Here is a 12,993-nt window from a genome sequence, read left to right on the forward strand (position 1 = left end):
AAATCAGCGTTGAATCTGATTTGCGACCGGATGGGAATCCCAAAACCTTAAATCGTCACCACAACCTAGAATAACGCCTCATCAAGGTCGTCACTCTCATCGCCACCGGCAGTTTCCATCTGATAGCTCACCGGCGTACGCCCGGTTTCATTGACGCTCAGCCTGAAAATATCAGGGCGCGCATAATGGCCCACAACATCAAGGTCATATTTGGCGCGGATCGTATCTGTCAGGTCAATATCCGCACTCAACACGGCCTCCTGATCATAGACCGGACCGGCCAGCACATCCCCAAGCGGCCCCACAATCACACTTCCGCCGCGGATCAGCACGGTCGAGGGATCATTGCCCTGCACACAATCATAGTCAGGCGGGGCGTCGGCGCGTGTCATATATTGGCAGGAGCTAAGCACAAAACAGCGCCCTTCATAGGCGATATGGCGCATTGACGCCTGCCAGATATCACGCTCGTCCACGGTTGGCGCACACCATAAATTGATGCCCTTGCCATACATGGCCTGACGAAGGGCAGGCATATAGTTTTCCCAGCAAATGGCCGCACCGATATGGCCAATATCGGTATCAAAGACAGGAATGGTCGAGCCATCGCCCTGTCCCCAGATCAACCGCTCGCTGGCCGTCGGCATCAGCTTGCGGTGCCTGCCAAGCAGGCTCCCGTCCGGCCCAAAAAACAATGCCGTACAATAAAGCGTGGCGCCATCACGCTCGATCACACCAGTGACCAGATGCGCCTTCATTTTGGCGGCAAAAGAGCCGATGCGCGCCACTTCCGGTCCCGCAATATCGATGGCCGACTGCCAGTAGCGCAAGAAATCATCGCGGCCAGCTTCGGTGCGGGTTCCAACCCGTGCGCCAAAATCCAGCCCCTTGGGATAGCCGCCAACATAGGCTTCGGGGAAAACAACAAGCTCCACGCCATCAGCCGCCGCCGTCTGGCAATGCGCCTCCATACGCTCCAGCGTACGCGGCGTATCAAACAGGCTGGTTCCGGCCTGAACCACGGCAATACGGGTCTGTGTCATGGCAGCCTCCCTCCTTCCCCGGATAGAAATGTTTAAATAGGCGTGTTGAACGTATCGCAATCAGACAGTTTGCCGCTTTGATAGCCACGCGCAAACCACTTCTGCCGCTGGGCCGAGGTGCCATGGTTGAAGCTTTCCGGCACCACATAGCCCTGCATACGCTTTTGCAGCGTATCATCACCGATCTGCTGGGCCGCATTAAGCGCCTCTTCCAGATCGCCTTCCTCCAGAATGCCTTTTTGCGCCGTAAAATGGCCCCACACACCGGCAAAGCAGTCGGCCTGGAGTTCAACCCGCACTGACATTTGATTTGCTTCGCTTTCGCTCATGCGCTGGCGCATCTGGTTGAATCTGGGCAATACCCCGATAAGGTTTTGCACATGATGGCCAACTTCATGGGCAATCACATAGGCTTCGGCAAAATCGCCGGATGCGCCAAATTGCCGGGAAAGCTGCTGAAAGAAGGATGTGTCGAGATAGATCTTCTTGTCGCCGGGGCAATAAAATGGCCCGGAGGCGGAAGAAGCAAAACCGCAGGCCGAATTGACCTGATCCTCAAACAGGGTCAGGCGCGGCTCCTCATAGGTCAGGCCATTGGACTTGAAGATACCGTGCCACACATCTTCCGTCTCGGCCAGAACGGTCGCCACGAACTGTCCCATTTCATCATTGCGCACAGATCCCGAACCGGATTCGGTTGAACTTAACCGTCCATGGTCATCACCTGGCAGGAAGCCGCCGCCGCCGTTCAAAATCTGTATCGGATCAATGCCGCAGGCTTTCAGGCCAAAAAACAGCACGATCAGGATGATGATAGTTGAAATGCTGCCGCCACCGGCACGCCCGCCAATGGGAATACGGATACGACCGGGACCACCACTGCCAAAGCCGCCGGGCCTGCGCAGTCCGCCGCGTCCACGCTGATCATCAATATTGCTGCTTTGACGGCGGCCTCTCCAGCGCATCGCATACCTCTTTGTGGTGCAGTCCCTCAAGCAGACAGATAGCCGATCTGCCGGACCATGTCATGATCAATATCGGAACTGGTTTTGCAGCCCGGTTCTTCAACGCGCAAGCTGCCTGTTTGATCCCGCAGCCATCATTTATGCGCAAGCTATGCACATCGGCTGGGCAAACATGCATTTTTCGGGGTTACATCATGTCAAACTCTGCCCTATAAGGCCCTCTTAGCCAGATACTGATATGCCACGCAGTGCAAACCGGCCCGGAAAATCCGGCGTCGGTGTTTTGCGCGCACAACAATGATGGAAAAAACCATGCCAAAACGCACCGATATCAAATCCATTCTGATCATCGGTGCCGGTCCCATCGTCATCGGTCAGGCCTGTGAATTCGACTATTCCGGCACGCAAGCCTGCAAGGCGCTGCGCGAGGAAGGCTACCGCGTCATTCTGGTCAATTCCAATCCGGCCACCATCATGACCGACCCGGAACTGGCCGATGCCACCTATATCGAGCCGATCACGCCTGAAGTCGTTGCCAAGATCATCGCCAAGGAACGCCCGGATGCACTTTTGCCGACCATGGGTGGCCAGACGGCGCTGAACACGGCCCTGTCGCTGCGCCGCATGGGCGTGCTGGAGCGCTATAATGTCGAGATGATCGGTGCGGATGCGCACGCCATCGACAAGGCCGAAGATCGCGCCCTGTTTCGTGAGGCCATGGCCAGGATCGGGTTGGAAACGCCCAAGTCGATGCTGGCCAACGCCACCGAGGTCAAGGATGCCGACCGCAAGACCCATGAGGCAGAGCGCGCAAGTCTGAAGGCATCGGGCGCTTCCGACAAGGAACTGGACGCGCTTGAAACAAGCTGGAACCTGGGCGAAGGCGACCGCAAGCAGCGCTATGTCGCCCATGCCATGGGTCTGGCTGCACAGGCCATGGATATTGTGGGCCTGCCTGCCATCATCCGCCCTTCCTTTACCCTTGGCGGCACCGGCGGCGGCATTGCCTTCAACCGCGAAGAATTCTTCTCCATCGTCCAGTCGGGGCTTGATGCTTCGCCCACCACCGAAGTGCTGATTGAGGAAAGCGTTCTCGGCTGGAAAGAATATGAGATGGAAGTCGTGCGCGACAAGGCGGACAACTGCATCATCATCTGCTCCATCGAAAATATCGATCCGATGGGGGTTCATACCGGTGATTCCATTACGGTTGCACCGGCCGTGACTCTTACCGACAAGGAATATCAGATCATGCGCAACGCCTCAATTGCGGTGCTGCGCGAGATCGGTGTCGAGACAGGCGGCTCCAATGTGCAATTTGCCGTCAACCCCGCAGATGGCCGTCTTGTCGTTATTGAAATGAACCCGCGCGTCTCGCGCTCTTCCGCCCTTGCCTCCAAGGCCACCGGCTTTCCCATTGCCAAGATAGCCGCCAAGCTGGCCGTTGGCTATACGCTGGATGAGCTTGACAATGACATTACCGGCGGCGCAACGCCTGCTTCTTTTGAACCCACCATCGACTATGTGGTCACCAAAATCCCGCGTTTTGCCTTTGAAAAATTTCCCGGTGCTTCGCCCATCCTGACCACCGCCATGAAATCGGTGGGTGAGGTCATGGCCATTGGCCGAACCTTCCAGGAGAGCTTGCAAAAGGCGCTGCGCGGTATGGAAACTGGCCTGACCGGCCTTGATGAGATTGAAATTCCCGGCATCGGGCAAGGCGACGACAAGAACGCCATCCGTGCAGCACTTGGCACACCCACGCCTGACCGCCTGCGCATGGTGGCACAGGCCATTCGCATGGGCACCTCACTGGAAGATGTGCACACCATGTGCAAGATCGACCCGTGGTTCCTTGAACAAATCGCCGGTATCATCGCCATGGAAGCCCGCATCCGCGAACATGGCCTGCCCGATGATGCGGCCAATCTGCGCATGATCAAGGCCATGGGCTTTTCCGATGCCCGTCTTGCCTCACTGACCGGCAAAAAACCCAAGGAAGTGGCGCAATTACGCAATGCGCTTGCCGTTCACCCGGTCTATAAGCGCATTGATACCTGCGCTGCCGAATTTGCCTCGCCCACCGCTTATATGTATTCCACCTATGAGCAGCCCTTTGCGGGCGCACCTGCCAATGAGGCCGAAATCTCAGACCGCAAGAAAGTGGTGATTCTGGGCGGCGGCCCCAACCGCATCGGTCAGGGCATCGAGTTTGACTATTGCTGCTGTCATGCCTGCTTTGCCCTTGAAGAAGCCGGTTATGAATCCATCATGATCAACTGCAACCCGGAGACGGTTTCAACCGATTATGACACCTCCGACCGCCTCTATTTCGAGCCGCTGACGGCTGAAGATGTCATTGAAATTCTCAAGCTGGAGCAAAGCCGTGGCGAACTGGCCGGCGTTATTGTCCAGTTCGGTGGCCAGACCCCGCTGAAACTGGCCGAAGCGCTGGAAAAGAACGGCATTCCGATCCTTGGCACCTCACCCGACATGATCGATCTGGCCGAAGATCGCGACCGCTTCCAGAAGCTGTTGCAAAAGCTCGACCTGACCCAGCCTGAAAACGGTATTGCCTATTCGGTCGAGCAGGCGCGCACCGTTGCCGGTGAACTGGGCTTTCCGCTGGTGGTGCGCCCCTCTTATGTGCTGGGCGGGCGCGCCATGCAGATCATCCATAATGAGACCATGCTGCAAACCTATCTGCTCGACACCGTGCCGGAACTGGTGCCTGAAGACATCAAGCAGAAATACCCCAACGACAAGACCGGCCAGATCAACACGCTGCTGGGCAAGAACCCGCTTTTATTCGACACCTATCTGTCGGGAGCAACTGAAGTTGATGTTGACTGCCTGTGCGATGGTGAAAATGTCTATGTCTCGGGCATTATGGAGCATATTGAGGAAGCGGGCATCCATTCCGGCGATTCAGCCTGTTCACTGCCCGTCCATTCGCTTTCCGATGAGATTGTCGATGAACTGGAGCGCCAGACAACAGCCTTGGCCAGGGCGCTCAATGTCGGCGGGTTGATGAATGTGCAATATGCTATTCAAAACGGCACCATCTATGTGCTGGAGGTCAATCCGCGCGCCAGCCGCACCGTACCTTTTGTCGCCAAGACGGTTGGCAAGCCGATCGCCAAGGTTGCAGCCCGCATCATGGCCGGTGAAACTCTGGATGCTGCCTTTGCCCATTATGGCGAGAAGCCGGATGCCCGTAATCCCGGCCATATCGCGGTCAAGGAAGCGGTGTTTCCCTTCTCCCGTTTCCCCGGCGTGGATATTCTGCTTGGGCCTGAGATGAAGTCCACCGGCGAGGTCATGGGGCTTGATCGTGACTATGCGCTGGCTTTTGCCAAGGCCCAGCTTGGCGCAGGCGTTGATCTACCACGCTCCGGCACCTTGTTTGTCTCGGTGCGCGATGACGACAAGCAAGGCGTGCTGGCGCCGGTGCGCCGCCTGTCGGAACTGGGTTTTCGGGTGCTGGCCACCGGCGGCACCCAGCGTTTTCTGGCTGAAAACAACATTCCAGCGGAAAAGATCAACAAGGTGCTGGAAGGGCGTCCACATATTGAAGACGCCATCCGCAACCGTCAGGTGCATATCGTCTTCAACACCACGGATGGCCAGAAGGCGGTGTCGGATTCCAAATCTCTGCGCCGCGCCACGCTGATGCAAAAAGTGCCCTATTATACAACGCTGGCAGGCATGGGAGCCGTGGCAGAGGCCATTGCAGCCCTTAAAGCCGGGTCGCTCGAAGTGCGCCCCTTGCAGGATTATTTTTAAATTTTGCAACCGAAAAACAAAAGGCCGGGTTTAGCCCGGCCTTTTTAAAGCTTTTTGGAAAGCAAAAATCAAAACTCGTTGAGTGCAACCGGCAGATTGACCTGCTGCGGTGTCTCGATCGCTGACGCCTTTGCAACCACAGGCTCACGGCGGCGCTTACGATCCTTGCCAAGGCCAGTAATTTCCAGCATTCCACGCTTCTTGGCATGGTAATAATACCCGGTCTGGTAAAGCCGATCGGCGCGGTTTTCATCGCCATCAGCCACAAGCCATGCACCACGCAGATATTTGACCGAATATTTCAGATTGGTCTCAGCATCGAGCAGCCCCTTGGCCGGGCCATCATAACCCATGCCGCGCGCGGTCGCGTGCTTGATCTGCATCAGGCCCCAATGGCCATTATTATAGGCTTTCGGATTAAAAGTGCTCTCACGATTGACGACGCGGCGCACGAAAGCCTCCGGCAGGCCGTAAAAACTGGCATATTTGGCAATCAGCCCATCGACCTCACTACGCGAGGCGGTGCGGACTTCAAGGTCGGTAGCGGGTGTGGGCGCCTCAACAGGAACCATGGAAGCAGCAGAAGCCAGTTGCACACCAGAACCAACGCCTTGCGCAGCCAGCGCCATGACCGGGACAGCTTCACCCGGCACTTGCGCCAGATCAGCATTTTGTCCGCTATAACCGAGCGCGCTTTCAGGAAAAACAGCTACCGTTTCAGGCAGCGTCAGGGTAAAGCCCGCATCGCTTTCTGCTTCACTCGCCTGGGCAAAGTTTTGCATGGTCTGCGAGGTGGTGCAGCCGGAAACGCCCAGTGCCGCAAACACAACGCCGAAGGCGGTCATTTTAAGCTTCGCTGACAAGAGCAGGTCAAAGTCCGTTCATCGGTTACCCGCTCCTTTACACCAGCCGATTTTATGCGGCAACCTGCACTGCTGCGGTTTTCAGGCCCCCACCATGCCTGCCCACAGCACCCCACCCGCAAGAGCAAAAATAACCCAACAAATGCAATGCGTTAGAAAAGAAGCGATAAAACCGAAGCGACAGGCCCTGTTTCAATGAGATATTGTAACAGAATGTAACACGAAAACCTGCCCCTGAACCGGAACCAGTTTCAAGAGACCGGCTCTAACCTTGATGAATAGGGTATATTTTTGTTTATCAATAAGGAAATGGGAGAGTAATTTTCAAAGACAATATCTCGGTTACCGCCCTCTTTTGCGATGAGAGAAAAGGCTGCAAGAATACGCTCAACAGCTACATCCAGCCGCGACATCGCCTGATTGCCCGCCTGCTCGTAAAATCGCGGCATCTGTGTCGATGTCAGATCAATGCCTGCCAATCCGATCTTTGCCGGCTGCATGGATAGCGCAAGTTGAGCGGCTGTAACAGCCACCGAACCTGCGGCAACAATTCCTGACCTTGGCTGAAGGGAAATCGCAACCTCACCATCGTCAGACCACATAAGAAATGGCAGTTCTTTCTGGTGCTGTATATTGCGGCGTGGGGCCAGATAGGGCCGGTGAACGAAATCCAGATGGTGAATTCTCTGTCTGGCCAGCCAGTCCGGGGCAGTTTCGCACAGGCTGCGGATCACACTGGTTGAAAAGTAAACGTCAGCAGGCTCAGGCACCAGCCGACACAAATCAGGCCAGTGCCGCCAGATGAACCGCTCATCTTCAATCACGATCGCATAAGGCCGTTCATCTGTTTCCGACAGAAGATGAACAGCCCCATTCAACAGAATGGCCGATGACATGGGAATTTTATCGATAGCCTGACTTGCAAGGGAGGGGCCAGAACCGACAATGATCAATTCTTCGAGCTTTTCCTTTGCCGAGAAAGGAAGCAAGGGCGCCAGCACCCGCCCTTTATATTCGACAGATCCGGCGGCGCCATTCAAGCCGGGCTTTTGCAATCGCAAGCCCGGCCACCATTCCTCATTATGCGACCGCAAGGCTCCATAGCAAAGGCGGCAATAGATCCGGGCAAGATAGCGATGGAATGGGCGGTTTTGCTTTAAATAAGCCATAGGAAAATTATCTACTCGTTAGGGTCAGCACTCCAAGCCCGCTTTGTGTTGTCAGATTTGAGTTTCAGTTTGGAAAGATACTTATGCCTCAAGGCTATTATTTTTTCTTCAAGCAGCCGTTTTTTCTTGGCAAAGCTGTGATACCATTTGCGACCATATTTGTCGCGCTCACCTTCGTCCGATGCCATGATTTGACTTTTCGCATCAGTAGCGGTGATTGGCGCTGGCCAAAAAGAATATCCATGCCCCTGACGGGTCAACCAAAAACGAAAATAATTATCGATGGGTGCAAAAATAGTGCGGTGTTTTGCAACAAAATTTCGGGCTCCCTTGCGCGACCAGACGATAGCTCTGGTCCCCATCGGAAAATAATGAGCGGCAGCCAGCACATAATTACGGGCATCAACATTGTAACGTGACAGCGAACTGGAATATTTTAGCTTACGGTTGCCGATATTCATCAGTAGCCAGTCAGGATCTATCATTTCAAGATCAGGCAGTGCCTTGGCCAGTAACTCCAGTGGATTACACAGAAGATGAGCATCATCTTCAAGCACCAGCGCATAGCAAGCATCAGAGGCAAGGAAATGCTCAGCAGCAGAGAGATGGCTGCGGTAACAGCCAATTTCTCCGCCGACGAGTTCACGCCCCATATATCGCATAGATCGGTCAGCATCGTAGTCTTCAACCTTGCTCAAATCGAGCTTGCGACCGTCAAATGCAGGAACGCGCGCAAAGGCAATGCCTAAAGAGTCAAGCTGGCTTCTGATCAGATCAAGCCGCTCTTTGCTGTCTTCAAGATTGATAACATATACCGCGATCGATAATTTTTCTCTGTCCCGAACAGATGTCAAACTCCATCGCCTCCGAATAATGTTTAATTGAGCAAGCAAGGAATGAGTTTTCAGGAATAGCGCCGCCACATTTTTCTTTTATATGCTGACGTAGCGCCTTCCCCCACAAATGAACTGCATAGGTTTGCTCGCCAAAGGAGTCCATCGTCAGATCATATGGCTTGGCAAAACGTTCTACCTGCCGATAGCTGACAGGATAAAAGGCTTCTTTCGGCAGGGCATGGGTTATTTCGCCTGTCTGCTGCAAGTAATAGGTCAGAGCTCTTGGTCCGATTGAACCCCATGGCCAATCAGAAATATGCAAGCCTCTTCCCAGTGATTTGACAACATAACGAAAATAACGGAATCCGGTCAGAAATGGTGGATAGCCGTGCGTGTCAACCTTAAACTTGGATAATAGCGCGAGCGTAGACGACCCTGCTGGCAACCGTAGCACCGCACCATTAACTTCCTCTGCACTCTCAAAGCCCACGAGATAGTCCATATTGTCAGGCAAGGGGCGCAATGCGACCATATCGAGGTCAACCCAAGTATAATCAGTCTGGTTCAGTAGCGCATAACGAAAAAGATCAGAATAAAGGGCCGCACTACCTGTCTTTCGATGTGTAACAATATGCTGCGTTGAAAGAATTTCATTAGCGTCACGCAATTCGACACCCAGAGGCAGCCCCTCAACTGGACCAGTCGAGTAAACCGTCAGCTCATGTCCAACAGAAAGAAACGACAACGCGCTTATCTGTTCAATTGGTCCCAGTGGTGCACCAGTCCAGAATGAGGCTAATTTTCTTTTCATATAGCATTATCCTCAGTCTCTCCACCCAGAAATTCATGATAGATATCACCCAATTGCCGAGCTTCGCCCGCAAGCTGAAAATGGGTATGCACATGATCGAGTGCAGCTTTTCCTGCTTTTTCCAACGCCACTTCATTGCCCATCCAGTGCTTTGCCGCGGCAATCATGGCCTCAAGATCATTACGCACAATCAGCGCTCCGGTGACATTTTCTTCGATTAATTCGGAAAAAGCACCGACATCGGTGGCGATAACAGGCACGCCAGTGGCCATGGCTTCCAGTGGCGTCAGGCCAAAACCCTCCCAGCGCTGCGGAGCGATGAACAGCGACAATGGCTGATACCAGCGCTCAATATCCTTGTGCTCACCCACAAACAGGATGCGCTCAGCCAGACCTGCCTTTTTGACGCGATCCCGCAACTGCGCTTCAAAATCCTTATGCTCAGCTGTTGCCCGTCCAGCCACAATGGCTGACCAGCGCGGATGGTCAGGCAAAAGCGTAATCATTGCATCAACAAAAAGATCCGTGCCCTTTTGATGACGCACCCGGCCAAAGCATCCGACATAAAGCTGGCCGGGATCAAGGCCGAGTTGGCGCGCCGCCTCTGCGCGATCAACCGGCGGACAAAAGCGGTCGGTGTCAATGCCATGCATGACGACACTATTGGGCACTTTCAGATAGGCAGAGGTCTTGACGCTGGTGGCGATCACCGCATCCATGCGGCGGATCAAAAATTTCGTCCAGCCTGTGTGCTGGCGCTGCGAGGCCGAGGTGAAAACAAGTTTCAGCGGCGCCCGAAAAATGTCCCTGAGGATAACACCGGCCAGCATTTCCGGGTTGCGGCGCGCGTGCCACACCCGCACCATGGCTGTTTTGGGGCGTCGCAACAGCCCCGGCACCTGCCACCAGCGCAGTTTCGGCAAATGGTCGGGAAGCCCCGGCCCCAATGTTGCAATGCCGATCTGTTTTTCCTGAAGGGGCACGAGTTGAATAATCGTGCTCGTGACACCCGACAGGCGTTTTTTAAAATTGGGGACCACGACATGGACCCGGGACAGATCGACTGGCGCAGTCATCGCCGGCCCCTTCCTGATGCGCTTGTTCAGGCCCAGCGCAGTTCGAGGATTTCGTAACCACGTGCGCCACCCGGCGCATTGACTTCAATGGCGTCCCCCACTTGCTTGCCGATCAGCGCACGCGCGATAGGTGATGAGATGGAAATGCGGCCCGCCTTCACATCGGCTTCCTGATCGCCGACAATCTGATAGGTTTTTTCTTCCTCGGTGTCTTCATCCACCAGAACAACAGTCGCGCCAAATTTCACTGTAGCGCCGCTGAGCTTGCTGATATCGATGACTTCGGCGCGGGCAATCAGATCTTCCAGTTCACCAACGCGGCCTTCATTGAGGCTCTGCGATTCCTTGGCAGCATGATATTCGGCATTTTCCGAAAGATCACCATGCGAACGCGCTTCGGCAATTGCCTCGATGATACGCGGCCGCTCCTCCTGCTGACGCCAGCGAAGTTCTTCCTTGAGCGTCTCAAAGCCGCCAGCCGTCATCGGCACCTTGTTCATAGCCATTCCTTTCCCTGTCGTTCGCCTTTTCTCAGACGCCTTTCGACAAAAATAAAACGGTCCACCAGAAAACTGGCAGAACCGTCACATTTGGATTCTTCCATAATATAGCAATTATTCTGGGCTTTTCACGTCCTAAAATGACAAAGGTTTTGTGAGTTGAATTCAGCCTGTAAGATGAATGACTATTTTCCTGCAATCGAAAGACAGGGCCTGCTTTAGCAGACAGAAAGTGGATCACAGTGCCTGAGAACTCGTCTCTTTCTCCCACCCCGGCCATATCTGCAACAGTTGAAAATTTGTTTGTCGGCTCACTCGCGCCGCTGGGGCCACGGCAGGTTGCAAGCGGCATCGATAAAAAACCGGTGCAAGGCTATCAGCGCATTACGAAGGTCGGGCTGGCAAATGACCAGCAGGGCGATACCCGCCATCATGGTGGACCGGAAAAGGCCCTGCATCATTATCCGGCCGACCATTATGCAGCATGGGCCAGCGAAGGGATTGTGGCAGACGTACCGGGTTTTGGCGAAAACATCACGTCATCGGGGTTGCGCGAAGAAAACATCTGTATTGGCGATGTCTTTCGCCTGGGCACAGCCTTGCTGCAAATCAGTCAGGGGCGTCAGCCCTGCTGGCGTTTGAATGCGCATTTTGAGCGCTCCGACATGGCGTTTCGCGTTCAAAAAACCGGGCGCACCGGCTGGTATTATCGGGTTCTGGAAGAAGGCGTGGCACAGGCCGGAGACACACTTATCCTGCAGGAGCGCCCACAACCGGACTGGGTTCTGGCACGCATTATCGACCTTTTCTACACCCGCACCCTGGATTTTGAGGCGCTGGAAAAACTCAGTCAATTGCCGGAACTGGCTCTTTCCTGGCGCGAACTGGCGGCGCGGCGCATCGCCAGCCGGAAGGTCGAGGACTGGAGCACCCGGTTGCAAGATGCCGCAATTGCGCCATACAGATGAATGGCGGCGCTGATCTTTTCTTTACCCTTGGTTGATAAACACAAACTCCCGAAGGAGCAAAGTTTGTCACCATGGCCGGGCGTTTTCCACACAGTGCTGATGGCATTTGCGCTCTGCGACGTCGCGTTCGATTGCTGGCAACTGCCGCGGCGCTGGTGATGCTTGCCAGCGTTTCAGCCTGCAACACAGGCAGTGTGCTGAACCTTCAGCCCGCCATTGATGTCGGCAGCACCGCAACCATTCCAACTGTTTCGTCCCTTCCAGTCACAGCACCTGAGGCCAGCTTGCAGGCTCCTGCCACGCTTGATCCTTATGTCACCGCTGCCTATCCGCGTTTTGATCTGCCACTTTCTTTACCCTCTCAATTGCCAGCAAGCGAAGAGGCCTGCCGCAAGGAGCTAAAACGGCTGCGTGTGGCCTATACCGATATTGACCCGATCCGTGATGGCGGCCAGTGCGGCATTGACCATCCCGTCAAAGTAACCGCCATTGGCAAGATCGAAATGAAACCGGCAGCCACACTCACCTGCGCCATGGCCGCAAGCTTTGCCACATGGACAAGCGATGAATTGAACCCTGCTGCACGTTTGCGGTATTTGAGCGGGGTGCGCTCCATCCGGCAAGGGTCAAGCTATTCCTGCCGCAAAATCCGTGGCGAAGGCGTGCTTTCCGAACATGGCAAGGGCAATGCGCTTGATGTGATGGCAATTGAACTCAACAATGGCAAGGTGATCGACGTGCGCAAACCCGGCCTGTTTGCCTTTCGTGAACGCGGTCTGCTCAATACGGTGCGCGCCGATGGCTGCTCTTATTTCACCACGGTGCTGGGTCCGGGCTATGATCATGATCACCGCGACCATTTCCATTTCGACATCAAGACCCGCAAAAACGGCTATCGTGCCTGCCGCTAAAGCCTGTCTCCCGAACCGGGAACCGGTTTCGGGGTAAAGACATGCGTAAAAACAAAAATTTAAAG

Annotated in this window: 11 protein-coding genes; 3 read left to right on the forward strand and 8 right to left on the reverse strand. The window is 54.7% G+C overall.

Annotated elements, in window-relative coordinates:
• Positions 1–65: 65 nt before the first annotated feature.
• Together ACFPLB_RS08700 and ypfJ are read right to left on the reverse strand one after the other, a co-directional pair.
• Positions 66–1,043, reverse strand: a complete 978-nt coding sequence (locus ACFPLB_RS08700) for a nitrilase-related carbon-nitrogen hydrolase (RefSeq protein WP_378228964.1) — start codon at positions 1,041–1,043, stop codon at positions 66–68.
• A 32-nt stretch (positions 1,044–1,075) separates the two neighbouring features.
• On the reverse strand, positions 1,076–2,008 hold the full coding sequence (ypfJ, locus tag ACFPLB_RS08705; RefSeq protein ID WP_378228965.1) for a KPN_02809 family neutral zinc metallopeptidase: 933 nt from the start codon (positions 2,006–2,008) through the stop codon (positions 1,076–1,078).
• Between the two features lie 312 nt (positions 2,009–2,320).
• Between ypfJ and carB the strand changes: the two genes are divergently transcribed.
• Positions 2,321–5,794: a carbamoyl-phosphate synthase large subunit gene (gene carB, locus ACFPLB_RS08710; protein WP_378228966.1), complete on the forward strand. Its 3,474-nt coding sequence runs from the start codon at positions 2,321–2,323 to the stop codon at positions 5,792–5,794.
• 68 nt (positions 5,795–5,862) lie between these two features.
• Here the strand turns inward: carB and ACFPLB_RS08715 are convergent, their stop codons facing one another.
• The 6 genes from ACFPLB_RS08715 to greA all read right to left on the reverse strand — a co-directional run bounded on the left by ACFPLB_RS08715 (position 5,863) and on the right by greA (position 11,049).
• Positions 5,863–6,639 carry a transglycosylase SLT domain-containing protein gene (locus ACFPLB_RS08715; protein ID WP_378228967.1) on the reverse strand — a complete coding sequence of 259 codons (777 nt, stop codon included), beginning with the start codon at positions 6,637–6,639 and terminating at the stop codon, positions 5,863–5,865.
• A gap of 269 nt (positions 6,640–6,908) precedes the next feature.
• Entirely contained in the window at positions 6,909–7,826 is a 918-nt protein-coding gene (locus ACFPLB_RS08720; RefSeq protein ID WP_378228968.1) for a hypothetical protein, read from the reverse strand.
• Positions 7,827–7,837: 11 nt separating this feature from the next.
• Positions 7,838–8,680: a glycosyltransferase family 25 protein gene (locus tag ACFPLB_RS08725; RefSeq protein ID WP_378228969.1), complete on the reverse strand. Its 843-nt coding sequence runs from the start codon at positions 8,678–8,680 to the stop codon at positions 7,838–7,840.
• On the reverse strand, positions 8,622–9,473 hold the full coding sequence (locus tag ACFPLB_RS08730) for a hypothetical protein (RefSeq protein WP_378228970.1): 852 nt from the start codon (positions 9,471–9,473) through the stop codon (positions 8,622–8,624). Before ACFPLB_RS08730 ends, ACFPLB_RS08725 begins: the two co-directional genes overlap by 59 nt.
• A complete protein-coding gene (locus tag ACFPLB_RS08735; RefSeq protein ID WP_378228971.1) occupies positions 9,470–10,549 on the reverse strand; it encodes a glycosyltransferase family 4 protein in 1,080 nt (359 codons plus the stop codon). The genes ACFPLB_RS08730 and ACFPLB_RS08735 overlap by 4 nt, the downstream gene beginning before the upstream one ends.
• A gap of 26 nt (positions 10,550–10,575) precedes the next feature.
• Complete coding sequence (gene greA / locus ACFPLB_RS08740) at positions 10,576–11,049, reverse strand: transcription elongation factor GreA (RefSeq protein WP_378229206.1); 474 nt, start codon at positions 11,047–11,049, stop codon at positions 10,576–10,578.
• 278 nt (positions 11,050–11,327) lie between these two features.
• Here greA and ACFPLB_RS08745 point away from each other — a divergent pair, with 278 nt between their 5' ends.
• Together ACFPLB_RS08745 and ACFPLB_RS08750 are read left to right on the forward strand one after the other, a co-directional pair.
• Positions 11,328–12,017, forward strand: coding sequence for an MOSC domain-containing protein (locus tag ACFPLB_RS08745; protein ID WP_378229207.1), 690 nt, complete (start codon positions 11,328–11,330; stop codon positions 12,015–12,017).
• 71 nt (positions 12,018–12,088) lie between these two features.
• Positions 12,089–12,928, forward strand: a complete 840-nt coding sequence (locus ACFPLB_RS08750; protein WP_378228972.1) for an extensin-like domain-containing protein — start codon at positions 12,089–12,091, stop codon at positions 12,926–12,928.
• Positions 12,929–12,993: the final 65 nt, after the last annotated feature.

The sequence above is a fragment of the Aquamicrobium segne genome (assembly GCF_042656785.1).
GTDB lineage: Bacteria > Pseudomonadota > Alphaproteobacteria > Rhizobiales > Rhizobiaceae > Mesorhizobium > Mesorhizobium segne.